Origin of the sequence: Streptacidiphilus jeojiense, from assembly GCF_000719095.1 — a bacterium.
GTDB classification, from domain to species: Bacteria; Actinomycetota; Actinomycetes; order Streptomycetales; family Streptomycetaceae; genus Streptacidiphilus; species Streptacidiphilus jeojiensis.
This window is the reverse complement of the sequence record NZ_JOEH01000023.1, coordinates 13,545-37,824: the sequence shown is the minus strand read 5'-3', so window position 1 is coordinate 37,824 and position 24,280 is coordinate 13,545. Positions and strand designations below refer to the sequence as shown.

The 24,280-nt window shown below is 73.2% G+C and carries 25 protein-coding genes; 10 read left to right on the top strand and 15 right to left on the bottom strand.

Annotated elements, in window-relative coordinates:
* Nucleotides 1-34: 34 nt before the first annotated feature.
* The gene (locus tag IF29_RS0128505) at nt 35-1,324 is read right to left on the bottom strand and encodes an MFS transporter (protein WP_030260798.1); all 1,290 of its coding nucleotides are present in this window, start codon (nt 1,322-1,324) and stop codon (nt 35-37) included.
* A 97-nt stretch (nt 1,325-1,421) separates the two neighbouring features.
* On the opposite strand from IF29_RS0128505, the gene IF29_RS0128500 reads away from it, so the two are divergent.
* The 4 genes from IF29_RS0128500 (at nt 1,422) to IF29_RS0128485 (ending at nt 3,845) form a co-directional block, all read left to right on the top strand.
* Nucleotides 1,422-1,928: a MarR family winged helix-turn-helix transcriptional regulator gene (locus IF29_RS0128500; protein WP_030260796.1), complete on the top strand. Its 507-nt coding sequence runs from the start codon at nt 1,422-1,424 to the stop codon at nt 1,926-1,928.
* Between the two features lie 74 nt (nt 1,929-2,002).
* Complete coding sequence (locus tag IF29_RS0128495) at nt 2,003-2,524, top strand: DUF1990 family protein (RefSeq protein ID WP_030260794.1); 522 nt, start codon at nt 2,003-2,005, stop codon at nt 2,522-2,524.
* 89 nt (nt 2,525-2,613) lie between these two features.
* On the top strand, nt 2,614-3,207 hold the full coding sequence (locus IF29_RS0128490) for an RNA polymerase sigma factor (RefSeq protein ID WP_232242589.1): 594 nt from the start codon (nt 2,614-2,616) through the stop codon (nt 3,205-3,207).
* Entirely contained in the window at nt 3,204-3,845 is a 642-nt protein-coding gene (locus tag IF29_RS0128485; protein WP_030260790.1) for a hypothetical protein, read from the top strand. The genes IF29_RS0128490 and IF29_RS0128485 overlap by 4 nt, the downstream gene beginning before the upstream one ends.
* Here IF29_RS0128485 and IF29_RS0128480 read toward each other — a convergent pair.
* From IF29_RS0128480 to IF29_RS0128455, 6 genes are all read right to left on the bottom strand, one after another.
* Nucleotides 3,800-4,831 (bottom strand): NUDIX hydrolase, encoded by a 1,032-nt coding sequence (locus IF29_RS0128480; protein WP_030260788.1) that lies wholly within the window; start codon nt 4,829-4,831, stop codon nt 3,800-3,802. The genes IF29_RS0128485 and IF29_RS0128480 overlap by 46 nt on opposite strands.
* A 72-nt stretch (nt 4,832-4,903) precedes the next feature.
* Complete coding sequence (locus IF29_RS0128475; protein ID WP_030260785.1) at nt 4,904-5,848, bottom strand: ROK family protein; 945 nt, start codon at nt 5,846-5,848, stop codon at nt 4,904-4,906.
* Nucleotides 5,849-5,901: 53 nt separating this feature from the next.
* Complete coding sequence (locus IF29_RS0128470) at nt 5,902-7,299, bottom strand: acyl-CoA synthetase (RefSeq protein WP_030260782.1); 1,398 nt, start codon at nt 7,297-7,299, stop codon at nt 5,902-5,904.
* 101 nt (nt 7,300-7,400) lie between these two features.
* Nucleotides 7,401-8,372 carry an electron transfer flavoprotein subunit alpha/FixB family protein gene (locus tag IF29_RS0128465; protein WP_030260779.1) on the bottom strand — a complete coding sequence of 324 codons (972 nt, stop codon included), beginning with the start codon at nt 8,370-8,372 and terminating at the stop codon, nt 7,401-7,403.
* A gap of 54 nt (nt 8,373-8,426) precedes the next feature.
* Nucleotides 8,427-9,212 (bottom strand): electron transfer flavoprotein subunit beta/FixA family protein, encoded by a 786-nt coding sequence (locus tag IF29_RS0128460; RefSeq protein WP_030260777.1) that lies wholly within the window; start codon nt 9,210-9,212, stop codon nt 8,427-8,429.
* Between the two features lie 258 nt (nt 9,213-9,470).
* A complete protein-coding gene (locus IF29_RS0128455; protein ID WP_030260775.1) occupies nt 9,471-9,887 on the bottom strand; it encodes a TlpA family protein disulfide reductase in 417 nt (138 codons plus the stop codon).
* A 212-nt stretch (nt 9,888-10,099) separates the two neighbouring features.
* Between IF29_RS0128455 and IF29_RS0128450 the strand changes: the two genes are divergently transcribed.
* From IF29_RS0128450 to IF29_RS0128440, 3 genes are all read left to right on the top strand, one after another.
* Nucleotides 10,100-10,573, top strand: a complete 474-nt coding sequence (locus tag IF29_RS0128450; protein ID WP_030260773.1) for a DUF4395 domain-containing protein — start codon at nt 10,100-10,102, stop codon at nt 10,571-10,573.
* 150 nt (nt 10,574-10,723) lie between these two features.
* On the top strand, nt 10,724-11,524 hold the full coding sequence (locus IF29_RS0128445; protein ID WP_051726134.1) for a lysophospholipid acyltransferase family protein: 801 nt from the start codon (nt 10,724-10,726) through the stop codon (nt 11,522-11,524).
* Nucleotides 11,525-11,618: 94 nt separating this feature from the next.
* Nucleotides 11,619-12,623, top strand: a complete 1,005-nt coding sequence (locus tag IF29_RS0128440) for a lysylphosphatidylglycerol synthase transmembrane domain-containing protein (RefSeq protein WP_051726133.1) — start codon at nt 11,619-11,621, stop codon at nt 12,621-12,623.
* A 65-nt stretch (nt 12,624-12,688) separates the two neighbouring features.
* Here IF29_RS0128440 and IF29_RS0128435 read toward each other — a convergent pair whose 3' ends face one another.
* From IF29_RS0128435 to IF29_RS0128410, 6 genes are all read right to left on the bottom strand, one after another.
* A complete protein-coding gene (locus tag IF29_RS0128435) occupies nt 12,689-12,979 on the bottom strand; it encodes a YiaA/YiaB family inner membrane protein (RefSeq protein WP_030260768.1) in 291 nt (96 codons plus the stop codon).
* A 98-nt stretch (nt 12,980-13,077) separates the two neighbouring features.
* Nucleotides 13,078-13,737 carry a GTP-binding protein gene (locus IF29_RS0128430; protein WP_084715118.1) on the bottom strand — a complete coding sequence of 220 codons (660 nt, stop codon included), beginning with the start codon at nt 13,735-13,737 and terminating at the stop codon, nt 13,078-13,080.
* The gene (locus tag IF29_RS0128425; RefSeq protein WP_084715116.1) at nt 13,718-14,224 is read right to left on the bottom strand and encodes a DUF742 domain-containing protein; all 507 of its coding nucleotides are present in this window, start codon (nt 14,222-14,224) and stop codon (nt 13,718-13,720) included. The genes IF29_RS0128430 and IF29_RS0128425 overlap by 20 nt, the downstream gene beginning before the upstream one ends.
* A gap of 19 nt (nt 14,225-14,243) precedes the next feature.
* On the bottom strand, nt 14,244-14,675 hold the full coding sequence (locus tag IF29_RS0128420) for a roadblock/LC7 domain-containing protein (protein WP_030260762.1): 432 nt from the start codon (nt 14,673-14,675) through the stop codon (nt 14,244-14,246).
* The gene (locus IF29_RS0128415) at nt 14,647-17,388 is read right to left on the bottom strand and encodes a nitrate- and nitrite sensing domain-containing protein (RefSeq protein ID WP_051726132.1); all 2,742 of its coding nucleotides are present in this window, start codon (nt 17,386-17,388) and stop codon (nt 14,647-14,649) included. The genes IF29_RS0128420 and IF29_RS0128415 overlap by 29 nt, the downstream gene beginning before the upstream one ends.
* A gap of 112 nt (nt 17,389-17,500) precedes the next feature.
* On the bottom strand, nt 17,501-18,301 hold the full coding sequence (locus tag IF29_RS0128410; protein ID WP_051726152.1) for an MHYT domain-containing protein: 801 nt from the start codon (nt 18,299-18,301) through the stop codon (nt 17,501-17,503).
* A gap of 209 nt (nt 18,302-18,510) precedes the next feature.
* Between IF29_RS0128410 and IF29_RS0128405 the strand changes: the two genes are divergently transcribed.
* Nucleotides 18,511-19,275 carry a MerR family transcriptional regulator gene (locus tag IF29_RS0128405; RefSeq protein WP_030260755.1) on the top strand — a complete coding sequence of 255 codons (765 nt, stop codon included), beginning with the start codon at nt 18,511-18,513 and terminating at the stop codon, nt 19,273-19,275.
* Between the two features lie 67 nt (nt 19,276-19,342).
* Here IF29_RS0128405 and IF29_RS0128400 read toward each other — a convergent pair whose 3' ends face one another.
* Complete coding sequence (locus IF29_RS0128400; RefSeq protein WP_037597012.1) at nt 19,343-20,212, bottom strand: SCO6745 family protein; 870 nt, start codon at nt 20,210-20,212, stop codon at nt 19,343-19,345.
* Between the two features lie 155 nt (nt 20,213-20,367).
* Here IF29_RS0128400 and IF29_RS0128395 point away from each other — a divergent pair, with 155 nt between their 5' ends.
* On the top strand, nt 20,368-21,930 hold the full coding sequence (locus IF29_RS0128395) for an MFS transporter (RefSeq protein WP_051726131.1): 1,563 nt from the start codon (nt 20,368-20,370) through the stop codon (nt 21,928-21,930).
* Nucleotides 21,931-22,066: 136 nt separating this feature from the next.
* Here IF29_RS0128395 and IF29_RS0128390 read toward each other — a convergent pair whose 3' ends face one another.
* Nucleotides 22,067-23,488 (bottom strand): ATP-binding protein, encoded by a 1,422-nt coding sequence (locus IF29_RS0128390; RefSeq protein ID WP_030260748.1) that lies wholly within the window; start codon nt 23,486-23,488, stop codon nt 22,067-22,069.
* Between the two features lie 120 nt (nt 23,489-23,608).
* Here IF29_RS0128390 and IF29_RS0128385 point away from each other — a divergent pair, with 120 nt between their 5' ends.
* Nucleotides 23,609-24,250: a DinB family protein gene (locus tag IF29_RS0128385; RefSeq protein WP_030260745.1), complete on the top strand. Its 642-nt coding sequence runs from the start codon at nt 23,609-23,611 to the stop codon at nt 24,248-24,250.
* Nucleotides 24,251-24,280 lie beyond the last annotated feature (30 nt).

The window sequence follows — 24,280 nt, the reverse complement described above, 5'->3', positions numbered from 1 at the left end:
GGTCAATCCGACGGATGGTCGGACCGACGGATGGTCAGGCCGCGGTGGTGGCGACGGCCTGCCCGCGTGCGGCGACGGTCCGTCCGGGGTGGAAGCCGACGGCGTCGGCCGGGAGGGTGCGCTCCAGTCGCAGCAGCAGGGCGCCGCCCAGCAGCGCCGCCGCGGCGACCACCAGCCAGGGCAGCCGCCCGTCGACGGTGACCAGCAGGGTGAACAGGGTGGGCGCCAGCACATTGGCCAGCGACCAGGAGAGCTGGTAGGCGGCCAGGTAGCGGCCGCGCAGCGGCGCCGGCGCGGCGGCCTGGGACAGCGCGCCGGCGGCCGGGCTGTGCACCAGCTCGCCGGCGGTCGCCACCACCACGGCCGCCAGCAGACCCGCCATCAGCAGCGGGACGCTGTGCGGACGGAGGGTGCCCAGCACAGCCTGTCCCAGGAAGGCGACCGCGAACAGTACCGCCCCGGTGGCGGCGGCCCGGTTGCGGGTGGCGAAGCGGCGGCGGGCGAAGGCGGCGACCGGGACGCCGAGGGTGGCGCAGAGCGCGGTGTTCACCGCGAAGGTGATCCCGGTGAGGCCCTGCGGCAGGTGCAGCCAGCCGGTGGCGAAGACCGGCAGCAGCACGCTGAGCGAGGCATAGCCGAGAGCCAGCAGCAGATTGGCGAGGGTGAGCCCGAGGAACGGGCGGTCCCCGGCGACCAGCCGGTAGCCGCCGCTGCGGTCGCCCCGACCGCCGGCGCCCGGCGCGCGGACCGGGGTGCACACCGGCGTACGCGCGGCCAGCAGCGCGGCGACGACGAAACTGGCGGCGTTCAGCCAGGCGGCGGCGAGGTAGCCGGAACCGCCGGCAGTGGCGATCAGCAGCGAGGCGACCAGGGTGCCGGCGCCGAGGCCGGCGTTGCTGAGGCTGCGGGTCAGCGCCTGCATCCGCTCCCGGTCGGCGCCGTCCACCAGCTCGGCGAGCCTGGCCTGCTGGGCGGCTGGGAAGGCCCGGGTGCCGACCGCGGTGACCAGCGCCACCGCGGCGAAGGCGACCAGCCCGTGGGCCAGCGGGTAGCAGGCGAAGCCGGCTCCGCGCAGGACGTACAGCGAGAGCTGCATCCGACGGGCGCCGAACCGGTCGACGGCGGCGCCGGCCAGCGGCAGCGCGACCATGCCGACCAGCCCGGTGCCGGTGAGCACCAGGCCGATCAGCGGCAGCGGCAGCCCGGTGACATGGCGGAAGAAGACCAGGCTGAACGGGACGTACATACCGGAGCCGAGCGCGTCGACGGCGATCCCGGCGACGAGGGCGCGTTCACCGGGGAAGCGGGGGCGCAGCGAGGGCATCGGATCTCCTTGGTTAGCTCGACGGTGATTAGCTTAGCACTAAGCTACTTAGATGTAAGCCACTTCCGACCAAGCGATCCTCTGGCACAATCGGTGCATGGACAGCGAGGCAGCCGACCGCGACCGGGTGGACGCGATCATCGACCAGTGGGCCGCCGTCCGGCCCGACCTGCGGACCGACGCCATGGCGGTCTTCGGCCGGATCAACCGGATCGCGGCCGGCATGGGCCGCCGGATGGACACCGCCTACGCCCGGTACGGCATCAGCCGGGGCGAGTTCGACGTACTGGCGACGCTGCGCCGCGCCGGCGAGCCCTACACCCTCTCCCCGCGCGAGCTCACCGCCACGCTGATGCTCACCACCGGGGGCATGACCGGGCGGCTGGACAAGCTGGAGCAGGCGGGCCTGGTCCGCCGCAACCCGGACCCCAGCGACCGCAGGGGCCTCCGGGTCTCGCTGACCCTCCCCGGGCTGCGGGTGATCGACGAAGCGGTCGGCACCGGCCTGGAGGTGCAGACCGCCGCGCTGGCCGCGCTGGATCCGGCCGACGCCGCCGAACTCGACCGGCTGCTGCGGCTGCTGCTGCCCGCCAGCGAGGACTAGGGACCGTACGTCGGGGCAGACACCCGACGCGGTCCGTCCGCGACACCCCGTCAGGATGCGGAGGCCTTCGCCCGATGAGCGACTTCACCTACCCCGAGGTGGGAGCGACCCTGGAGGGCCCGCCCCTGCCCACCGGCTACGCCCTGCTGGCGCACCGCACCCCGCTGGGCGCCGGACCCGAGGCCTTCGCCGCCGCCGGCGAGGCCGTGCTGAGCTGGCGGCTGCACCGCGCCGCGGGCGTCGGCATCGACGCCACCGCCGAGCGGGCCGCGCCCGGTGTCCGGGTCAGGGTGGTGCTCGGAGTCGGCCGGGTCGGGCTGACCGCCCCCTGCGAGGTGGTGTGGACCCTGGAGGAGCCCACCAGGGCCGGCTTCGGCTACGGCACCCTGGACGGCCATCCGGAGCGCGGCGAGGAGTGCTTCCTGGTGGAACTCGCCGACGACGGAGCGGTCTGGTTCACCGTCACCGCCTTCAGCCGCCCGGCCGCCTGGTACGCCCGCGCGGCCGGACCGCTGGTACCGCTCTTCCAGCACCTCTACGCCCGGCGCCTGGGCGCGGTGCTGCGCCGGATCGCCGAACGCGCGGAGCGGAAGTAGCGCCGGGCTGAAGTAACGCAGTCGGCCCGCGGAGCCAAGTAGGGGTGTAGACAGTCCGTCAGCTCCTATACCGTTCCGAGGAGATGCTTGTGCCCCCGGATCCGTCCCCGGCACCACCCGTGCACGACCCCGACGGTTTCTCCGCCTTCTACGCCGCGCACTTCGACGCGGTGCTGGGCTTCGTCACCAGGCGCACCGACGACCCGCACCTGGCCGCCGACCTCACCTCGGACATCTTCCTGACCGCGCTCGAACACGCCGCCGACTACGACCCGCGCCGCGGCGCACCGATCGCCTGGCTCTACGGCATCGCCCGCAACGTCCTGGCCGCGCACTTCCGCGGCACCGCCCGCGAGTCCCGCGCGGTGGCCAGGATCAACGGCCGCCGACTGCTGGACGACGAGGACATCGCCGCGCTGGAGGAACGGATCGACGCCTCCCGGGCGGCCCGGCAACTGCTCGCGGCCCACGCCGCACTGTCCGAACCGCTGCGCGCCGTCCTCGACCTGGTCGCGGTGGACGGCCTCACCCCGGTCGAGGCCGCGCAGGTCCTCGACATCACCCCCACCGCCGTCCGGGTCCGGCTGCACCGGGCCCGGAGGCTGCTGCGGCACGAGGCCGCGACCCTGCCCCTGCTCTGCCCCGAGCCCTCCCCCGACCACGCTCTGGAGGCCGCACCGTGAACACCCCGACGCACTTCCGGCAGCGCCTCGACGCCGAACTCCGGGAACGGGCCGCCCAGCTCTCCGCCAAGTCGGCGCCGACCCCGGCCCGGCGGTTCCGCCCGCCGCGCCGGATGCTGATGGTCGCGGCCACCGCGGCAGCGGCGGTGGCCGTGGCGCTGGCCGTCCCGCTCTCCACCGGCGACGGCACAAACGGTGCTTTCGCGGTGACGCCACATCCCGACGGCACAGTGAGCGTCCAGTTGTTCGACCCCAAGGCCATCGGCGACTTCCAGGCGGCCCTGCGCAAGCTGGGCATCCCGGCCACGGCGATGGTGACCACGCCGGGATGCACCACAAAACTGTCGGGGACCGCCGGACCTCTGGACAACGTGCTGCTCGGCCCGGAGCACACCTACCCCGAGCGCATGCTGATCCGCCCGAGCGCCATCCCGCACGGAGAGACCCTCCTGTTCGCAGTGAGCGAGGTCCCCATCTACGCGATTGCCGGCCACGGATATGTTCCCTCGGGCCAGAGCGGCGTCGCCTTCGAGTTCCGCCTCGTGTCCAAGGTGCCCTTGTGCGTCGCGCCGATCCAGGCGTACAGCGTTCCTCAGGACCGCTCCGGTCCCCGGGCGGGTTCCACCGCATCCAAGTAGCCGACGACGCGCTCCGCGCGGCAGCGCAGGGCCGCGTCCAGGCGGTCGCGCTTGTTGGCCGGGAGCAGCGCCGCCCACTCCTCGCGGGCCATGAAGCGCCAGCCGCGCAGCTCGTCCTCGGGCAGCGCGAGCCGCCCGCGCTGCTCGGCGTCGAGCGTCCCGCCGTCGAAGACCAGCCGCAGGCCGCCCGAGCGCGGCCCCCGGTGCGGCTCCCAGTCGGTGAGCAGCAGCCGCAGCCGCGCGGCCGGGACGGCGAGCCCCAGCTCCTCGGCGATCTCGCGCACCGCCGCGGTCCGGGGCGACTCGCCGTCCTCGACCACCCCGCCGGGGAACTCCCACCCGGGTTTGTAGACCGGGTCGACCAGCAGCACCCGCTCGTCCTGGTCGAAGAACAGCACCGCCGCGGCCACCGTGTCGCGGCTGCCGCCGACCTGCTCGACGATCCGGCAGCGGGCGGCGCCCGACCGCACCAGCCCGGCGATCCGCTCGGCCGCCTGACGCGGCGTCAGCACCGTGGTGTCCACGGTCACCGCGTCCTGCTCCAGCCAGGGTCTCCCGCGCCGGTAGTCCTCCAGGTGGTCCAGCCGCCACTGCAGGGCCTGGCGCTCGGCCCGGTCACCCTCGATCCGCTTCCGCAGGATCGTTTCCTCGGCGTGCAGCAGCAGATGGTGCACCGGGATGCGCCGCGCGGCCAGCGCACCGAAGATCTCGTCGCGGTAGTCCTGCCGCAGCAGGGTCATCGGCACGATCAGCGTCCCCGGATGCTGCGCCAGCAGCGCGGCCGCGACATCCGGGACCAGACTGCGCCAGGCCGGCAGGTCCTGGAAGTCGGAGACCGCCGCGAAGTCCTCCTCGGGCAGCAGGTGGCGCAGGTAGACGGCCACCGTCTCCGGGTCGAACACCGTGCTGTCGGGGAGGAGTTCCTGCAGCTCCCGTGCCGTACTGGTCTTCCCCGCCCCGAATGTGCCGTTGACCCAGACGATCACTCTGCCCCCGTTCGTCGACTGCTCGGTGCATGGTACGCAGAGGCCACGGGCGGCCGTCGAGGGTGCCGGTGGTCAGAGCCAGCCGTCCAGCCCCAGTTCCTGGGCGGCCGCCGCGGCCGCGCCGACCAGGCCCGCGTCGGTGCCCAACTCGGCTGGGCGCAGCTCCAGGTGCCGGACGAAGGGCAGCGTCGCGTAGTCGTGCAGGGCCTCCCGCAGCGGCGCGAACAGGGTCTCGCCGGACTTGGCGACCCCGCCCCCGATGACCACCACGTCCAGCTCGACCAGGGTGGCGGTGGCCGCGATCCCGGCCGCCAGGGCCTGGGCGGCCCGCGCGAAGGCGGCCAGCGCGATCGGGTCGCCCTCGGCCGCCGAGGCGGCGACGGCCCCGGCCGACGCGTCGTCACCGCGCGGCTGCCAGCCGTCCCGCAGCGCGCGCCGGGCGATGGAGGTCCCCGAGGCGATGATCTCCACGCAGCCGCGCGAACCGCAGGGGCACGGGTCGCCGTCCAGGTCGACGCTGATGTGGCCGATGTGCCCGGCGTTGCCGCTGGGGCCGGGGTAGAGCGCGCCGTCGAGGACCAGTCCGCCGCCGACGCCGGTGGACACCACCATGCACAGGGCGTTGCGGAACCCCCGGGCCGCGCCCTGCCAGTGCTCGGCCGCGGTCATCGCCGGGCCGTCGCCGGTGAGCACCACCGGAAGGTCGTCGGCCAGGTGCTCGCGCACCGCGTCCACCAGCGGAAAGCCGCGCCAGGCCGGGATGTTGACCGGGCTGACCGCGCCCTTGGGGGCGTCCACCGGTCCGGCGCTGCCGATGCCGACGCAGCGCACCGCGGACCACTGGGGGGCGGCGGCCAGTTCGTCGAGCACCTCGGTGACCGCGGCCAGCACCCGCGCCGCGTCCTCCTTAGCGGGGGTCGGCCGCTGGCACTGGGCGAGCATCCGCCCGCCGCGGTCCACCAGAGCGCCTGCGATCTTCGTTCCGCCGATGTCGACGGCTGCCACCATCTCGTCCATGCCGGGAAGTCTCTGCGGACGCGACGGCGTTTGTCCAGTTCAGCCCAGCCGGGTCAGCCCAGCTTCGCCTTGAGGACCTTGCCCATGGCGTTCCGCGGCAGGTCCTCCACCAGCACCACCCGGCGCGGCCGCTTGTGCACCGAGAGCCGCTCGGCGACGAAGGCCGTCAACTGCTCCCCGGTCACCGGCCCGTCCGGAATCACATAGGCGACGACGACCTGCCCCAGGTCGGGGTCGGGCGCGCCGACCACCGCGGCGTCGGCGACGGCCGGGTGGTCCCGCAGCGCCGCCTCCACCTCGCCGGCGCCGATCCGGAAGCCGCCGCTCTTGATCAGGTCCACCGAGGCGCGGCCGACGATCCGGTGGAAGCCGTCCGGACCGATCACGGCCACGTCGCCGGTGCGGAACCAGCCGTCGGCGGTGCGCGACTCCGCGTCGGCGTCGGGTCGGCCGAGATAGCCGTCGCTCAGCATCGGTCCGCGGACCTGCAGCTCGCCCAGCGTCTCGCCGTCGTACGGCACCGGTCCGCCGTCCTCAGCGACCAGCCGGGTGCGCACCCCGGCCAGCGGCAGCCCCACACTGCCGGGACGGCGCTCGCCGTCGGCCCGGGTGCTCAGGGTGATCAGCGTCTCGGTCATGCCGTAGCGCTCGACCGGGGCGTGCCCGCTGAGCGCCCGCAACCGCTCGAAGACGGTCACCGGCAGCGGCGCGCTGCCGGACACCAGCAGCCGCGCCCCGGCCAGCGCCTTGGCGCTCGGCTCGTCGCCGGCCACCCGCGACCACACCGTGGGCACCCCGAAGTACAGCGAGCCGCCGGCCTCCGCGTACGCCTGCGGGGTGGGACGGCCGGTGTGCACCAGCCGTCCCCCGGTGCGCAGCGGGCCGAGCACGCCCAGGATCAGGCCGTGCACATGGAACAGCGGCAGCCCGTGGACCAGGGTGTCCTCGGGCGTCCAGGCCCAGGCCTCGGCCAGGGCGTCCAGCCCGGCGGCGACGGCGCTGCGGCCGAGGACCACGCCCTTGGGCGCGCCGGTGGTGCCGGAGGTGTAGAGCACGAACGCCGCACCGTCGGCGGGCTCCGCGGGCGCGTCGCCGCGCTCGGCCGGATCCACCGTCAGCACCCGCGCCCCGTACGCCTCCACATCACGGTCGGCGGCGGCCACGGCGAGCAGCGGCGCGCCGGAGTCCCGCAGGATGTGCTCCCGCTCCTTGGGCCCCGCATCGGGCGGCACCGGCACAACCGGCACTCCGGCCAGGAGACCCCCAACGGTGGCGATCACGGTCTCCACGGACGGCCGCGCCAGCACGGCCAGCGCGGGCGCTCCCACGATCCGTGCCGCGACAACACCTGCCGCACCGAGGAGTTGCTCCCGCGAAAGGGTCACCCCGTCGACGGCAATGGCATCGGGACCGTCCCCGTAACAACCGTCAAGCGCCTTGAGCAGCACCATGCCCACCCTCCTCAGACACCACAGGGGCGCGGGGAACTGCGCTGCCAACCATGCACCTCCGTAGAGGGCCGGTCGCGCAGTTCCCCGCGCCCCTGAACAACTCAGCCCTTGCGGGCCTTGACCTCCGCGGTCAGCTGCGGCACCACGTTGAACAGGTCACCGACCACGCCGTAGTCGGCCAACTCGAAGATCGGCGCCTCGGCGTCCTTGTTGACGGCGACGATGGTCTTGGAGGTCTGCATCCCGGCGCGGTGCTGGATCGCGCCGGAGATCCCGTTGGCGATGTACAGCTGCGGCGACACCTGCTTGCCGGTCTGGCCGACCTGGTTGCTGTGCGGGTACCACCCGGCGTCGACGGCCGCGCGGCTCGCGCCCACCGCCGCGCCCAGCGAGTCGGCCAGCTCCTCGACCACGCCGAAGCCCTCGGCCGCACCGACGCCGCGACCGCCGGAGACCACGATCGCGGCCTCGGTCAGCTCGGGACGGCCGGTGGACACCCGCGGGGTGCGCGAGGTGACCTTGGTGCCGGTCGCGGTCGCGCCGAAGACGACCTCGACGCCCTCGACCGCGCCCGCGGCCACCGAGGCTTCGGGGCTGGTCGCGTTGGGCTTGACGGTGATCACCGGCACCCCGCGGGAGACCCGCGAGAGGGTGGTGAACGAGGCGGCGAACGCCGACTGGGTGGCGACCGGGCCGCTGTCGCCGGCGTTGAGGTCGACGGCGTCGGTGATCACACCGGAGCCCAGCCGCAGCGCCAGCCGGGCCGCGATCTCCTTGCCCTCGCCGGAGGAGGTCACCAGCACGGCGGCGGGCTCGCCGGCCGCCTTGGCGATCTGCTCCAGCGCGTCCACCTTGGGCACGACCAGGTAGTCGGCGAACTCGGCGGCGTCGGCGGCGTACACCTTCGCGGCGCCGTACTCGCCCAGCTTGGCGGCGATGTCCGCGGCGGCGGAACCCGCGCCGAGGAGCACGGCCGAGGGCTCGCCGATCCGGCGGGCCAGCGTCAGCAGTTCGAGGGTCGGCTTGCGGACGGCACCGTCCACATGGTCGACCAGGACGAGGACTTCACCCATTGCTCAGCTCTCCAGAAGAAATGTCGGACGTGAAGGATGTGGTGAGCGCCGGGCTCAGATGAACTTCTGCGAGGCCAGGAACTCGGCGAGCTGCTTGCCGCCCTCGCCCTCGTCCTTGACGATCGTGCCGGCGGTGCGGGCCGGGCGCGCGGTGGCGCTGTCGACCGCGGTCCACGCGCCGGCCAGGCCGACCTCGTCCGCCTCGATGCCCAGGTCGTCCAGGTCCAGGGACTCCACCGGCTTCTTCTTGGCGGCCATGATGCCCTTGAAGGACGGGTAGCGCGCCTCGCCGGACTGGTCGGTGACCGACACCACGGCCGGCAGCGAGGCCTCCAGCAGCTCGGTGGCCGCGTCGCCGTCGCGGCGGCCCTTGACGGTGCCGCCGTCCACCGAGACCTCGGAGAGCAGGGTGACCTGCGGGACGCCCAGGCGCTCGGCCAGCAGCGCGGGGATGATGCCCATGGTTCCGTCGGTCGAGGCCATGCCGCAGACCACCAGGTCGTAGCCGGTCTTCTCGATCGCCTTGGCCAGGATCGCCGAGGTGCCGATGACGTCGGTGCCGTGGATGTCGTCGTCGTTGACGTGCACGGCCTTGTCGGCGCCCATGGACAGCGCCTTGCGCAGCGCGTCCTTGGCGTCGTCCGGGCCGACGGTGAGCACGGTGACCTCGGCGTCGCCGGAGGCCTCCGCGATCTTCAACGCCTGCTCGACGCCGTACTCGTCCAGCTCCGAAAGGAGCCCGTCCACCGAATCCCGGTCGGTCGTGTTGTCATCCGCGAAGCGACGGTCACCGGTCGCATCGGGCACGTACTTCACACAGACAACGATCCTCAAGCTCACGGCCTGTCTCCTGTACTGGTACTGGTCACGTCGTTTTCGCAGGGTAAAAGATGTGGAGCACGGGCAGCCGTGTTCTTGCTACCCGCCAGTAGCTTACGCCCTGGCTCAGGTCCCTTTGCCGCTCCGGCATGCTCCCAAACCAGTGGTGCACCGCCGTCGCCCCATACTCCCCCACGCAAGAGCATCAGGAGCCGCACCGCAACGCGGAGTCACTGTGACGTTGCACCTATTGACCACGCAGGGAACCCGACCGGAGAGTCAGGCGACGGCCTCGCCCAGCGCCGCGATCACGTCCGCCCGGCGCGGCTGGCCGACCGCACGCCGCACCAGCGCGCCGTCCGCGTCCAGCACCAGCACCGTCGGAGTGCTCAGGATGCCCAGCTGCCGCACCAGCTCCAGCCGGGACTCGGCGTCGATCTCGATGTGGGCCACGCCCTCGACCATCCCGGCGACCTCGCCCAGGATCCGCTTGGTCGCCCGGCACGGCTGGCAGAAGGCCGAGGAGAACTGCACCAGGGTGGCCCGCTCGCCGAGCTCCGCACCCAGCTCGCCCGCCTCCAGCCGCACCCCGCCGTCACGCCCGCGCATCTTCAGCCTTCCCCGCCCACGCATGCGCAGCAGGCCGAAGGCGCCCGAGAGCGCCAGTACCGCCAGGCACACCACCAGTCCAGTCATGCCCCCAAGGATGCCTGCTCACGGCGCCGAAGTGCGCGTAGCATCTCGATCCATGGACCCCAACGGACGGAACGAGGCCGCAGGCCTCACCCGGCGCCTGGTCATCGACCTGTGCCGGGCCGCCGCGTCGCGCTGTCGCTGACCCCTCGCGACCGCCCGCCACCTCCCGTTCCGCTCCCCCGCGACACCCCCGTGACACCCCGGAGTCCACCATGTCCAACCCCACGCCCGCCCCCGCCCGCATCGATCCACGCGGCCCCCGCTTCGCCGCCTCGCTCACCACCGTGGTCCTCGCCGTCGTGCTGATCACCGGCAGCGGCTGGCTGCTGGCGGCGCAGGCGGTGGTGTTCGCCCTCGGCGCCCTGGCCGGGCTCGGCCGTTCGCCCTACGGATGGCTTTACCGCACCTTCGTCCGCCCCAGGCTCGGCCCCCCGACCGAGCTGGAGGACGCCGCCCCGCCGCGCTTCGCCCAGGGCGTCGGACTGGTGTTCGCGCTGATCGGGACGGTCGGCTACCTCTCCGGTGCGACCTGGCTGGGCCTGGCTGCCACCGGCTGCGCGCTGGCCGCGGCCTTCCTCAACGCCGCCTTCGGCTACTGCCTCGGCTGCGAGGGCTATCTGCTGCTGCGCCGCGGCCAGGACCGGCTGCGCACCGTCGGCGCAGGTGGGAGCGGTACCGGACAATAACGGTCCAGAACGTAGGGTGGGAGGCGGTGATGTGACCGCCGTCTCCCCAAGTGCTGGTGCTCCCCGGAGTGACACGGTGCTGTCGGGCAGGGGACGATACATCGACATACCGTCGGACCGGGCGCCAGCCCTTGGGAAGTAGGACAAACCGTGGCTGATCTCGTGTACCCGCCGATCATCGGGGCCGCGCTCACGCTCTTCCGGGCGCTGGACCTCAAGATCGACATCATCGGGGCGGAGAACGTGCCGCGGACCGGCGGGGCCGTCCTGGTCAGCAACCACGTCAGCTACCTCGACTTCATCTTCGCCGGCTGGGGCGCGCTGAAGGCCGGCAAGCGCAAGACCCGGTTCATGGCCAAGGACGACGTCTTCCGGCACAAGGTGTCCGGGCCGCTGATGCGCGGTATGAAGCACATCCCGGTGGACCGCTTCGACGGCCAGCCCGCCTACGACGCCGCGGTCAAGGCGCTGAAGGCCGGCGAGGTCGTCGGCGTCTTCCCGGAGGCGACGATCAGCCGCTCCTTCGTGCTGAAGAAGTTCAAGACCGGGGCGGCCCGGATGGCCGCCGACGCGGGGGTGCCGCTGCTGCCCGTCGCGCTCTGGGGCACCCAGCGGCTGTGGACCAAGGGCCGGCCCAAGACGCTGACCCGCCGTCACACCCCGATCACCATCATCATCGGCGAGCCGATCGTGCTCACCCCCGAGGACAAGCCGGTGATGGTCACCAGGCGGCTGCGCGCCGCCATGACCGAGCTGCTGGACCGCGCCCAGACCACCTACCCGGACGCCCCGGCCGGCCCCGAGGACACCTGGTGGCTGCCGGCCCACCTCGGCGGCAGCGCGCCGACGCTCGAGGTCGCCGAGGCCGAGGACGAGAAGGAGACGGCCGAGAAGGCCGCCCGCCGCGCCGCCCGCGACCAGGCGGCGCGGGACGAGGCCGACGGCGCCTGAGTAGCCGCTGCGGAACGGCAGTGCGGGCGGAGGTTGCGGACCTGCCTCGGACGGGTAGCTGGTAGACGCGTCGAGGCACGGGGGAGCCGTCCGCATGCCGGAAGCAGTGCAGCAGCAGGACCCGCCGGAATCCGCCGAACCGCGCCGGCCGCAGCGGCGACGGCTCCGGGCGCTGCTCGCGCTCTTCGGCGGGGCCGCAGCCGGCTATCTGCTGGTGCTGCAGCTCACCAGCCCCAACAACAACCCGCTGGCCCCGCTGGCCCGGGCCCGCCCGGAGTGGGTCGCCCTGGCACTGCTCTGCGCCCTGGGCGGTCTGGTGGCGGCCACCATGAGCTACGCCGGCTTCGTCCCGGAACGGCTCGATCCCTGGCGGACCTTCCTGCTCCAGGTCGCCGGCGGGTTCGCCAATGTGGTCACCCCCGTCGGCCTGGGCGGACTGGCCATCAGCACCCGTTTCCTGCAACGGATCGGGATCAGCCCCGGGCAGGCGGTGTCCAGCATCGGCGTCGCCCAGGCGGTCGGACTGGTGCTGCACCTGCTGCTCACCGGGGTGTTCGGCTATCTGACCACGGTGCACTACCGGGCCTCGACGACACACGTGTCACCGCTGCTGGTCGATCTCGTCCTCGCCGTGCTGGCCGCCGCCGTCCTGCTCACTCTGGTCGCAGTCGCGGTACCGCGGCTCCGGCGGTGGCTGGCCGGCCGGGTCGCTCCCCTGCTCAACGGGGTGCTGCCGCGGCTGCGCGACCTGCTGCACCAGCCGGGGAAGCTGGCCGTCGGCGTCAGCGGCCAGCTGCTGGTGTCGCTGGCCGCGTCCTCCTGCCTCTACTGCTGCGTCCTGGCGCTGGGGCGGCACCCCGGCTTCGCCGCGGTCGCGCTGGCCACCCTGGTCGGCGGTGCGCTGGGATCTGCGGTGCCCACGCCGGGCGGCATCGGCGGGGTGGAGGTGGTGCTGGCCGGGGCACTGGCGCAGACCGCCGCGCTGTCCTACGACACCGCCCTGGTGGCCGTACTGCTCTACCGGCTGCTGACGCTCTGGCTGCCGGTGCTCCCCGGCTGGCTGGCCTTCGTCTGGCTGCAGCGGCACGAACGGCTCTGATCAGGGCTTATCGATATCAGGGCTTATCGATATCAGGGCTTATCGATATCAGGGCGTGTCGATGATCAGGGCGTGTCGATCCGGAACGGGTCGTGCTCGGCGAGCAGCTTGTCCAGCCGGGCCTGGTCGACCCGGGAGACGACCAGGTCCTCGTCCTGCCGGTCCCTGATCACCTTGGCCAGGGTGAAGGCGGAGGTGACCACGTAGAGCAGGCCGAGGGCCAGGAACGCGCGGATCCAGGCACTGGCCGACAGGTAGGCGATCCCGATCCCCATCGCAAGGACCGAGACGGCGAAGGAGATGATCGCCTGCGCGTAGTAGGCGGCGGTGGTGCTGCGTCTCACGGGAGCAGTCATAGCCGTATGGTCCCCGCCGGGCACCCGCCCGGCATGAGTACGGATACTCAGATCTGATACTCGCTCAGATCAGCTGCCCTACAGATCCGGCTGCCCGGTCAGGCCAGCAGCCTGGCCGTGTGCAGCCGGCTGGCGTGCTCCACCAGCTCGACCAGCACCCGCTTGCCGGACTCCCGCTCCCTGGCGTCGCACAGCAGCACCGGGGTCCCCGGTTCCAGGTCCAGCGCCCTGGCCACCTTCTCCTGGGCGTGCTGCCGCGACCCCTGGAAGCAGTTGACGGCGACCACGAACGGGATGGCCCGGCGCTCGAAGTAGTCCACCGAGGGGAAGCAGTCCTCCAGCCTGCGGGTGTCGGCGAGCACCACGGCACCGAGCGCGCCGAGCGCCAGCTCGTCCCAGAGGAACCAGAACCGGTCCTGCCCGGGGGTGCCGAAGAGGTAGAGCGACAGGCCCTCGCGGATGGTGATCCGGCCGAAGTCCATGGCCACCGTGGTGGTGGTCTTCTGCTCCACTCCCCCGGTGTCGTCCACGCCGCGGCCCGCCTCGGTGAGGCGCTCCTCGGTGCGCAGCGGCCGGATCTCGCTGACCGAGCCGACCAGCGTGGTCTTGCCCACCCCGAAGCCGCCCGCCACCAGTATCTTGAGGGCGAGCGGCGGCTCGCCGCCGGCCACGGTTCCCGGGGCGCGCCGCACCGGTACCGCGGAACCGCGGCCGGGCGCCGTGTCGTCGGCTGTCGGGTCAGAGTGCTCGGAGGCCATTGATCACTTCTCGCAGGATGCGCTCGTCGGGGAGCTGGGCGGGGGAAACCGGACGGCTGACGCGGATCAGTCCCGCGTCCAGCAGGTCGCCGAGGAAGACCCGGACGACACCAACGGGCAGGTCGAACTCGGCGGCGATCTCGGCGACGGACTGGGTCCGGCTGCGGCACAGCTCCAGGGCGGCCGCGGGCTCGGGGGTCAGCCCGGGCACCGGGGCGTAGGGGCCGGCGCCGGCGTGGGCGGGGTGGTCGGGGTCCACGGTGATCAGCGCGATCAGGTCGAACGGCTCCCCGGCGGTCCTGGTCCGCCCCCGGGTCAGCGCGTAGGGGCGGACCACGGGTCCGGCGTCGTCGTCGTACCAGCGGCTGTCGTCGCCGTGCTCGACCGGTTCCTGCTGGTCCCAGCCGTGCGGCGGGTCCCAGCCCGAGGTCTGGTCCCAGCCCGGGGCCGGGTCCCAGCCCTGCGGCGGGAACGGATAGTCGTCCATGTCCAGGTACCGTTCCCGGTCAGCCCGCTGCGGGGTCGTCGGCCGCGTCGGGGCCCGAGCGCGGCGGGGTGTGCAGGTGCTCGCCGACCCGGCGCACCATCCGGGCCATCTCATAGGCGACCAGGCCGATGTCGGCGTCGGCGCCGCTGAAGACGGCCAGGCAGGTGCCGGAGCCGGCGGCGACCACGAAGAGGAAGCCGCCGTCGAACTCGATCATCGTCTGGTGCACGTCGCCGGCCTCGAAGTGCCGGCCCGCGCCCTTGGCCAGGCTGTGGAAGCCCGAGGCGACGGCCGCCAGGTGCTCGCCGTCCTCGCGGGTCATCCCGGCCGAGACGCCGAGCGCCAGGCCGTCCCCGGAGAGCACCACCGCGTGCCGGATCTGGCCGACCCGGGACACCAGCTCGTCCAGGAGCCAGTTGAGCTCACCGGAGTAGTTCATCGTCACGGGCATCGGTCGTCTCGCTCTCCTGCTGGATTCTCAGATGGCGCCGGGGCGGCGCGGGTTGTTGCGGCATCGGCGAGGTCCGGCCCCTGGCCCAGCCCTCGGCGAGGGCGGTCATGGTGGCCCGGGCGCCCTCGGGGCTGCGGGCCGTCCCGGTCGCGCCGGCGTTGCGGGCCGGGCGGTCCTTGGGGGCCTCCCGCAGCTGGCTCGCCAGGCTGGCCTGGCGGACCCGGTGCGGCAGTTCGTCGTCCCCGACCGGGGCGGCGGCCGCCGCGGGACGGGAGGCCGGCGGCGGGGCCGCGCCGGGGCCGCGCACCTGCGCGGGCCGGGGGTCCGGCCCGTTCGCCGGATCCGGCACCGCCCGCGGCACCGGTCCCCCGGGGGCCGCACGGTCGGAGCCGCGGCCGCCGGACCCGGGACCGACCGGTCCCGAAGCGACCGGCTCGGGGCTTCGCGCCCCTGGGACGCCTGGCGCGGGGCCGCGCGGCACCGAGGCCGCCGCCGCGGTGCGAACCGGTCCGGAGCCGCCCGGCACGGCGGCACCCGGCCCGGCGTCCCCGGCCCCGGGGCCGTCCGACGCGAAGGCGCCCGCCAACGGGCCCGGTCCGGCGTGCTCGCGCACCGCCCGCTGCGGCGGCCGCTGCTCCGGTCGCCCGCGCCGGCTCTGCCCCGGCTCCTCCAGCAGGGCGTTCGGCAGCAGCACCACCGCCGTGGTGCCGCCGTAGGCGGAGGTCCGCAGCGAGACCTGGATGTCATGGCGCTTCGCCAGCCGGCTCACCACGAAGAGGCCGAACTGGTCGGTGTCGAACAGGTCGGCCTGCCGAGCGTCGGCGATCCTGCGGTTCGCCTCGGCCACCGCGTCCCGGCTCATGCCCAGGCCGCGGTCCTCGATCTCCAGCACGTAGCCGGTGCCCACCTGCTCGCCGCCGAGGACCACCTTGGTGTGCGGGGGCGAGAAGCTGGTCGCGTTCTCGACCAGCTCGGCGACCAGGTGGGTCAGGTCGGCCACCGCCTTGCCGACCACCGACGCCCCGGGCAGGTCGCGCACCTCCACCCGGGCGAAGTCCTCGACCTCGGCGACCGCCGAGCGGACCACGTCCAGCAGCGGGACGGCGCGCCGCCAGGCCCGTCCGGGGACGGCGCCGGACAGGATGATCACGCCCTCGGCGTGCCGGCGCATCTGGGTGGTGAGGTGGTCCAGCCGGAACAGCCCCTCCAGCTCGGCCGGGTCGTCGGTGGCGCGTTCCATCCCGTCCAGCAGCGAGAGCTGACGGTGCACCAGCACCTGGCTGCGCCGGGCCAGATTGACCAGCACCCGGGCCACCCCGGCGCGTTCGACGGCGGCCCGCAGCGCGGCCCGGTGGACCGTGCCGAGCGCCTCGCCGACCTGCCCCAGCTCGTCGCTGCCGGCCTTGACCTGCGGTGCCTCGGCCTCGACGTCCACCTCGCCGCCGGCCCGCAGCCGGCCCAGCGCGTCCGGCAGCCGGCGCAGCGCCAGGTCGAGCGCGGAGTTGCGCAGCCCGACCAGTTCCTGCACCAGGTCGCGTCCGATCCGCACCGACACCACCAGCGAGACGACCACCGCCAGCAGCCCGAACAGCATGGCCGCGCCGTTGGTGCTGAGGAAGCCGATGCTGTAGGGGTTGGCGCTCGCGGTGGCGCTGGCGCCCGCCGCCGTCTCCACGGCCGCGTACTGCTGCCGGACGTCGTGGACGGTGGCGGACCAGCTGTCCGCGGGGATCTGCCGCACCGGTCCGGTGCCGGCGCCCTCCGTCCTGACCGTGGCCTCCAACTGCGCCAGCGCCTTGGCCTGACCACCGTTCAGCACCGCTGCGAGGCGGTCCCGGTCGGCCGGGCGCAGATCGGCGACGGCGCCGCCGAGCAGGGCCTGCCGGGCGTAGAGCGCACCAGTGAACTCCTGGTACTGGGCCGGGCTCATCCGCCCCGCGGCCTGGGCCGCCTGCTCGGCGGTGTCCTCGCGGGCCAGCAGTTCGTCGGCCCTGGCGAGCTCCAGCAGCACCCTGGGGTCCGAGGCGACCGCGGTGTTCTGCACCGTCCCCTGCTGGACCTCCGCCAGCGCGCCGTCGACCCCGAAGGCGGCCTCGATCACCGATCCGTACCCGCCGGCGATGTCCTGCCAGCCCGCGACCCGGCCGGTGACCTGGCGCCGCAGCGCGGCCAGCCCGTCGGTCGCCGTGCCCAGCGCGTCCAGCCGGGACGGCAGTGTGGGGCTGAGGCCAGCGCTGGCCGCGGCGCCGACCCGGATGTCGGTGTCCAGCACGGCCATGGTCCGGTCGGTGACGGCGGAGGCCGCCGCCAGCGCCGAGGCACGCGCCGGGACGGGGTCGGCGGCGTAGGCGGCGGCCGCGGTGCGCTCGCCCTGGAGCGCGCCGACGGTGGCGCCGACCGGTGTCAGCAGGGTCGCGTCCACCTGCTTCAGCCGTACCAGTGCGTCGACGTCCTGCGCGGTGGTGACGGTGGCGAAGCCCCACAGCGCGATCAGCGAGACCACCGGGACCATCAGCAGGCAGATCACCCGGGCCCGCACCGACCTGGGCGCAAGCGACCGGCGGGGGGCGTCGGCGGCGGGCGGCACCGGGGCGGGCGGCGGCAGCGGCGGCGGCTCGTCGGCGGCGGGCGGGCCGGCGTGGGCGGGGCGGGGACGGCCTCCACGGTCCGGGCCCGTGTCGGTGACCGGGGCAGCCCCCCGTGGTCGGCGCATTCGATCCTCATCTCGCTTCATCGGCTGGTCGGTTGGTGAACCCGGAGGGTGTCGCCCGGACGGCGTGGCTCGGAGGGCGTGGTTCGGAGGGCATGGTTCGGAGGGCGCCGGCTCAGAGCGATGGCGAGGCCGAGGCGGTCGCGGGCGCGGCCTGCGCCCGCAGCTGCTCGGCGCCGGCCGCGGCGGCCCGCTCCCGCGCGGTGGGCGACAGTGCGACGAACGCCGCGGTCAGGAAGAGGAACGAGCCCAGTCCCACCGTCAGCGGGAAGACGAACTGCATCACCGTCGCCCCCGGCAGCGTCCCCTGCTCGGGGCGCAGCGCGACGGTGACCGCGGCCATCCCGGTGTAGTGCATGGAGCTGACGGCGACACCCATGACCAGCGCCGCGGCGCCGGCCGCCACCGGGCCGTGGATGTTCAGCCCGGCCCACAACGCCGCCGTCGCGGCCACCACCGCGATCAGCACCGAGACGGCGACCACCGTCGGCCGGTAGCCGACGGTGCCGTGCAGATGCAGCGCGTACATGCCGAGGTAGTGCATGGCGGCAACGCCGAGCCCGGTGGTGAGACCGCCCAGCAGCAGCGCCCGGCCCCGGTGCCGGCCGTAGCCGACGGCGAAGACGCCCAGGGCCACGAAGCCCACCGCCACCAGCAGGCTGAGCACGGTGAGCGGGACGTCGTAGCGGATCTCCGAGCCGGTGACGGAGAAGCCGAGCATGGCCACGAAGTGCATGGTCCAGATCCCCGACCCGATCGCCGCCGCGGCGGTGAGCAGCCAGTTGCGCTTGGAACGGCCCTCGGCCGCCAGCGCGCGGACCGTGCAGCGCAGGCCGAGCGCGGAGCCCAGGACGGCCATCGCGTAGGACAGGATCGGGGTGAGCCAGCCGTAGCCGAGCTCGGTCATGCTTCCCATTCCGGCCATCACGGCTCCCTGCGTCTCGGGCGTACGCCGGTACGGCGGACTGCTGCACCGGGCGCCGGGGACGCTACTCGCCGTGTTCGCCCGATTACCTGAATTCCGGCGAAAGTTCGGCGCGACCGCTCCGCTTGTGCTGCACTGGTGTGCTTCCGCCGGTGCCGGTGTGCCCGGCGGCCCCGCCCACAAGCACTAGGCTCGTCCGGGTGAGCGACACACCGGCGCACCACCAGCACGAGTTCCGCACCGAGGACCTGGCCAAGGAGGCCGGGATCCCGGTCCGCACCCTGCGCTTCTACCGCGAGAAGCGGCTGCTGCCCCCGCCGCGGCGCGAGGGCCGGATCGCCTGGTACTCCGAGGACCACCTGGCCCGGCTGCGGATCATCGCCGACCTGCTGGAGCGCGGCCACACCCTGGGCGGCATCGCCGAGCTGCTCGCGGCCTGGGAGAACGGCCGCGACGTGGCCGAACTGCTGGGCCTGGAAGCGGCGATAGCCGCCCCGTGGTCCGAGGAGACGCCGGTCCCGCTGACGCTTCAGGAACTGGACCGGACCTACTCGGGCCAGGCCGACGCCGAGGCCCTGGCCGAGGCCGTCGCGCTCGGCTACCTGACCGTGGACGGCGACCGGGTCAGCCACATCAGCCGCCGGCTGCTGGACGCCTCGGCCGAACTGGTCGCCGAGGGCATCCCGCTGAGCGCGGTGCTGGAGGCCGCCCACGGCGTCCGGGCCAGCGCGGACGCCCTCGCCGACCTCTTCGTCGAGCTGGTGGACAAGCAACTGCTGGACAAGCTGGGCACCCGGCTGACGGCGGGTGAGACGGCACGCCTCGCCGACACCCTGGCCCGGCTGCGCCCGGTGGCCAGGACCGTGGTCGACGTGGAGTTCGCGCTGGCGATGGACCGCCGGGTGCACGGCGAGCTGGGCGCGGTGCTCAGCCGCGCGGCACGCGAGGACCCGGCGCCGCGCTGACCCCGGCGCACCCGGCCGGTCCGCCCAACCGATCTGCCCGGCCGATCCGCCCGGCCGGTCTGCCCCGTCAGGCCTCGGGGAAGTCTCCGACCGGCATCCGCAGTCCCATCGACTCGGCCACCCGCGCGCTCAACGGCGCGGCCAGTGCGTGCAGCCGGCGGCAGCGCTCCGGGCCCAGGGCCCGCCAGGGCGCGGCGGCCAGACGGTCCGTCATGGACTCGACCTGCTCCCGCAGTTCGGCGCCGGCCGGGGTCAGCCCGCCCTCCGCGGTGAGCAGCCCGCGCCCGACCAGCCGGTCGATCCCAGCCTGCCAGGCGGCGTCGTCCCAGCCGCGCCGCGGCTGCAGGCTCCGGCGGCGCTCGGATCCGGTGGCGACGATGCTGGTCAGCGCCTCGACGCCGTCCAGCTCCGCGGCGAGCAGCGCGGTGTTGTGGCCGTCCCCGCGCCATTCGCGCAGGGTGGTCGCCGCCTGCCACAGCGCCAGGTGCGGCTGGTCCGGCACCGGCAGCGCCGCGTTGGCCGCGCCCAGCGGGCGTCCGTAGGGCGCGGCGGCGCAGGCAGCCGCGGCCTCGACGGCGAGCTCGGCCGCCTCGGCCAGCTGCGGCGAGGCGAGCAGGTCCGGCTCGAAGGCCGCGCGCAGCCCGGCGTCCACGGCCTCCAAACGCAGGGCGAGCAGCTTCTCCGCGTCGGCCGCACGGATGTGTCCCAGCTCCAGCCCGGTCAGCGCGGGGTCGAAGTGGTAGAAGACCGCGTCGACCACCGAGGTGCTGACCTCGCCGAGCGGTGCGACGCGTCCGGCGAAGTAGGGGCTCCAGGGGCGGTCCAGGCCGGCCTCCTTGAAGACGGCCAGCGCGGCCGGCGCGAAGACCACGGCCAGGTGGTAGGGCTCCAGCAGGTCGCGCATGGCGCGGGCGATGCGCAGGTCCAGGGGTCGCATGGGGGTCAGCGTAGGACAGGTGCTTCGGCATGTGAACACTTTCCGCACTGAACCTTTTAACTTGACTACCTAAAGCATCGGGCCTAAGGTCCTCTTTATTGCTTGATGAACTAAAGCATCCAGTACCTGAACCTTCCGAAGGACCGCTGCCCACCATGAGCCATGCCGTCTCCCCCTCAACCGCCTCCGCGCCGGCGTCCGCGCGGCGCGGCAGCACCCCGCTGATCGCCGCCCTGGGGCTGGCGGCCGTGGTCGTCGCCATGGCGCAGACCCAGGTCATCCCGATCCTGACGCTGCTCGGCACCGACCTGCACGCCGGTGCCGCCGGCATCAGCTGGGTCACCACCGCCACGCTGCTCTCGGCAGCCGTGTTCACCCCGCTGCTGGGCCGGGTCGGCGACCAGTACGGCAAGAAGCGCACCCTGCTGGCCGTGCTGGTGGTCATGGTGGCCGGCTCGGTGCTGGCCGCGGCCACCACCTCGCTGGCCCTGCTGATCGTCGCCCGGGTGCTCCAGGGCTCGGCCACCGCGATCTTCCCGCTGGCGCTGTCGATCATCCGTGACGAGGTCCCCCGGGAGAAGCTGCACGGCGCGATGGCGCTGGTCAGCAGCACCCTCGCCTTCGGCAGCGGCCTCTCCCTGGTGGTCACCGGACTGCTCACCCAGGGCGCCCACCCCGACTACCACTCGGTGTTCTGGTTCTCCACCGGCGTCTCGGCGCTGGCCCTGGTCGCCGTCGCCCTCCTGGTCCCCGACGGCGGTGTCCGCACCGGCGGCCGCATCGACTTCCTGGGCGCGAGCACGCTGGCCGTCTTCCTGGTCCTGCTGCTGCTGGGCATCTCCCAGGGCCACACCTGGGGCTGGTCCTCGGGTCGGATCATCGGCTGCTTCGTCGGCGCCGTGGTGATGGCGGCGGTCTGGGTCCTGGTCGAGCGCAAGGTCGCCAACCCGCTGGTGGACATGCGGATGTTCGCGCACCGCCAGGTCGCCTTCACCAACGTCGCCGGACTGTTCGTCGGCTTCGCCTCCTTCGCCATGTTCATCGGCGTCTCCTACCTGGTGCAGATGCCGGCCCAGCTCACCGGCTACGGCTTCACCGCGTCGGTGCTGCGCGCCTCCACCGAGTACCTGCTGCCCAGCACCCTGGTCTCGCTGGTCGCCGCGCCGGTCGGCGGCATCCTGGTCCGCCGCATCGGCGCCCGCTACACCCTGGCCGCCGGCTCCCTGGTCGGCGTCGCCGGCTTCGCCTGGCTGGCCTGGGGCCACGGCTCCACCCCGAACGTGATCGCCGCCGGAATCCTCGCCGGTATCGCCATCGCCTTCGGCTACGCCTCGATGCCGGCCCTGATCGCGGCCAGCGTCCCGGTCGAGCAGACCGGGATCGCCAACGGCATCAACTCCATCTCCCGATCGGTCGGCAGCTCCATCGCCTCCGCCGTGGTGACCTCGCTGCTGGCCTCCAAGCTGATCAGCGGACTCCCGGCCGGCGTCCCCCCGCTGCCCGCCGAGAGCCAGTTCACCACCAGCTTCGTGCTGGCCGCCGGCGCCCTGCTGCTCACCATCGCCGTCGCCCTCTTCGGCCTCACCCGCCACAGCCGCCCGATGGCCACCACCCCGGTCGCCACCGCGGTCCTCACCGAGGCGGCAGCCGAACTCAAGGCCGAGGCCCACGCCGAGGCCCTGGAGGACGCCCCGGTCCAGGCCGACGCCAAGGCCTGACATCGGCCCGGCTCCACACCCGACGCCCGCTGCTCGCTCCCCCTCACACCCGAGGGCCGCGGGAAGCGGGCGTCTTTCTAAGACAAGTGGATCATGGCATCGATCCGAACCTGCCAGCGACCAGAGCGAGCCACAGTCAGCGAGCACGCCAGGCGCCGAGCAAATCTTCTGGGCCGTAGCTCGCCTGCAGCCCCGAGCAGCTGACGCCGTTTCGGGAGACCGCGACGAGTGGGATCGGATCGTCGCTGAGCGCGGCTCGGTGCTTGTGCAGTGCGGCCAGGTCATGGGCATCGAAGCTCGATGCCTCCAGCCACTTGACCGACCCCAGGAACAACAACTGCTTGGCCACCGGCTGACGGTCGGCCCCGACGATATCGATCTCGACGTCGTTGCTACGGGTCCAATAGCCGCCGACGACGGGTGCAGCAGGCAGGTGACCGTCCGGCAGGATCCGAGCCAGCGATTCGCGGATCAGGGGTTCGACGGCGCGGCCCCGCCAGCTCGTCCACTGCTCCCTTATCCGGGTCAGGGTGAGGTCTCCTCGCATTCGTTCGATCTCCGCCATGTGCGGATCGAGGAAGGCCAGCCAGAAGCGCAGATAGGGATCCGCCACCCGGTAGCGGCGCTCCTTGGAAGGGTGCAGCGAGATCGGGAGCTCTGCCGCGACGACGCGTTTGTCGATCAGCAGGTCGGCCGCCCGGGTGAGGGTGCTGTGGGAGATGCCACCGGCGGCCCGGGCGATATTGGTGAAGGTCCGCTCCCCCGAGCCGATCGCCCGCAGCACTTCCCTGCCCATCGCCTGCGGAGGGAACTCCGCTGCCAGCGACCGTTCCGCCGAGACCAGCAGGGCCGAGATCGGGTTCTGCAGGGCCGTGTCGAGGAAGTCCCACATGGACGTCCCGGCCTGCCACTCACGACAGATCAACGGCAGCCCTCCGGTGATCAGCGCGGCGTCGAAGGCGTCGGCGGGACCGAGCTGGAGCATCTCACCGATGTCAGCCGGGTTGAGGGGGCCCACCACCATCTCGCGCCCCCGCTGGTGGAACGGACGGTCGTAGCTGTCGAGTGCTTCCATCATCGACAGGTCCGAGCCGACCAGCAGCAGCAATACGGGTTTGCGACTGAGCAGTCGATCCCAGGCCCGTTGCAGCATTCCCTCGAAGGCCTCGATGCGCTCCATCAGATAGGGCACCTCGTCGATCACCACCACACTCGGGGTGTCGTCAGGGAGGACCTCCGCGAGCAGGCGAAAGGCCGCATTCCACTGGTTCGGCGCCTCCTCGGCGAAGAGGGAGCGATCCGGCAGCGAGGAACTCAGCACGGCGTCGAGCAGTTCTGCCAGCTCGTCCTCCGAGGAGCCGCCGGCAGCGGTGAAGAACAGGTTGGGCACCCCCTCCCGCCGGAGGAACTCCTCAACCAGGGTCGATTTGCCAACACGCCGTCGACCGCGCATCAGCACGCACTGGCCGGGCTTGGCCGAACCGAGGGCTGCACGAACCTCACCCAGCGCATGGCGCAGCGTCTGCAGCTCGCGGTCCCGACCGATGAAGCGTTGCATGAGAGGAAATCCTGTCGCAGCAGTCCGAGAACCCTAGCCCCTTAGATAGTATCGCAAGAGATACTATCTGCAGAGATAGTATTGCCGGGGATCCGGGGGCTTCGCGGTACGGTCCTGGGCATGACTCGATCTTCAGTGGGTCCGGTGACCCCGGACGACCTCGACCTTGCGGTGCGGCTGGCGGTGCAGCTGCTTCGCGGGGCACCGGCGGCTGCCTGGGACGGGGAGGCCGGGTCGTTGGAGTGGAGTTGCTGGGAGACCGTCGAGCATCTGGCTGACGATCTGTTCGCCTATGCGGCGCAGCTCGGGCCGCGTACGCCGCCGTCGGAGCGGGAGGTGCCGTTCGTGTGGCAGCGGCGGCGGCCGGAGGGGCCGGCCAACGTCGTGTTCGCGGACCGGGAGGCCGGGCCGGACGGGCTGCTGCAGGTGCTGGAGGCCTGCGGGGCGCTGCTGGTGGCGATGGTGCGGGTGACACCGGCGAGCGTCCGGTCCCATCACGTCTTCGGGAAGGCGGACCCGGAGGGCTTCGCCGCGATGGGCGTCGTGGAGACCCTGGTGCACACCCACGACCTGGCCGCCGGGCTCGGCCTGGACTGGCGGCCCCCGGCAGATCTCTGTGCCCGCACCCTGGCCAGGCTCTTCCCCGACGCGCCCGCGGACGCCGACCCCTGGACGGCGCTGCTCTGGTGCACCGGGCGCACCGAACTGCCCGGACGGCCCCGGCTCAGCACCTGGCGCTGGCACGGGGAGCCCGGGTACTGAGCGGTACGGAGTCCGTTGTCAGTGGCGGTT

Bases quoted from the DNA above. Each gene is read 5' to 3' on its own strand.
- IF29_RS0128435 (WP_030260768.1), bottom strand. From the start codon at position 12,979: ATGACTGCTCCCGTGAGACGCAGCACCACCGCCGCCTACTACGCGCAG.
- IF29_RS0128430 (WP_084715118.1), bottom strand. From the start codon at position 13,737: ATGGCCTCCGAGCACTCTGACCCGACAGCCGACGACACGGCGCCCGGC.
- IF29_RS0128395 (WP_051726131.1), top strand. From the start codon at position 20,368: ATGAGCCATGCCGTCTCCCCCTCAACCGCCTCCGCGCCGGCGTCCGCG.
- IF29_RS0128385 (WP_030260745.1), top strand. From the start codon at position 23,609: ATGACTCGATCTTCAGTGGGTCCGGTGACCCCGGACGACCTCGACCTT.
- IF29_RS0128400 (WP_037597012.1), bottom strand. From the start codon at position 20,212: ATGCGACCCCTGGACCTGCGCATCGCCCGCGCCATGCGCGACCTGCTG.
- IF29_RS0128455 (WP_030260775.1), bottom strand. From the start codon at position 9,887: ATGACTGGACTGGTGGTGTGCCTGGCGGTACTGGCGCTCTCGGGCGCC.
- IF29_RS0128505 (WP_030260798.1), bottom strand. From the start codon at position 1,324: ATGCCCTCGCTGCGCCCCCGCTTCCCCGGTGAACGCGCCCTCGTCGCC.
- IF29_RS0128500 (WP_030260796.1), top strand. From the start codon at position 1,422: ATGGACAGCGAGGCAGCCGACCGCGACCGGGTGGACGCGATCATCGAC.
- IF29_RS0128390 (WP_030260748.1), bottom strand. From the start codon at position 23,488: ATGCAACGCTTCATCGGTCGGGACCGCGAGCTGCAGACGCTGCGCCAT.
- IF29_RS0128465 (WP_030260779.1), bottom strand. From the start codon at position 8,372: ATGGGTGAAGTCCTCGTCCTGGTCGACCATGTGGACGGTGCCGTCCGC.
- IF29_RS0128475 (WP_030260785.1), bottom strand. From the start codon at position 5,848: ATGGACGAGATGGTGGCAGCCGTCGACATCGGCGGAACGAAGATCGCA.
- IF29_RS0128425 (WP_084715116.1), bottom strand. From the start codon at position 14,224: ATGGACGACTATCCGTTCCCGCCGCAGGGCTGGGACCCGGCCCCGGGC.
- IF29_RS0128470 (WP_030260782.1), bottom strand. From the start codon at position 7,299: ATGGTGCTGCTCAAGGCGCTTGACGGTTGTTACGGGGACGGTCCCGAT.
- IF29_RS0128410 (WP_051726152.1), bottom strand. From the start codon at position 18,301: ATGGGAAGCATGACCGAGCTCGGCTACGGCTGGCTCACCCCGATCCTG.
- IF29_RS0128415 (WP_051726132.1), bottom strand. From the start codon at position 17,388: ATGCGCCGACCACGGGGGGCTGCCCCGGTCACCGACACGGGCCCGGAC.
- IF29_RS0128495 (WP_030260794.1), top strand. From the start codon at position 2,003: ATGAGCGACTTCACCTACCCCGAGGTGGGAGCGACCCTGGAGGGCCCG.
- IF29_RS0128420 (WP_030260762.1), bottom strand. From the start codon at position 14,675: ATGCCCGTGACGATGAACTACTCCGGTGAGCTCAACTGGCTCCTGGAC.
- IF29_RS0128450 (WP_030260773.1), top strand. From the start codon at position 10,100: ATGTCCAACCCCACGCCCGCCCCCGCCCGCATCGATCCACGCGGCCCC.
- IF29_RS0128440 (WP_051726133.1), top strand. From the start codon at position 11,619: ATGCCGGAAGCAGTGCAGCAGCAGGACCCGCCGGAATCCGCCGAACCG.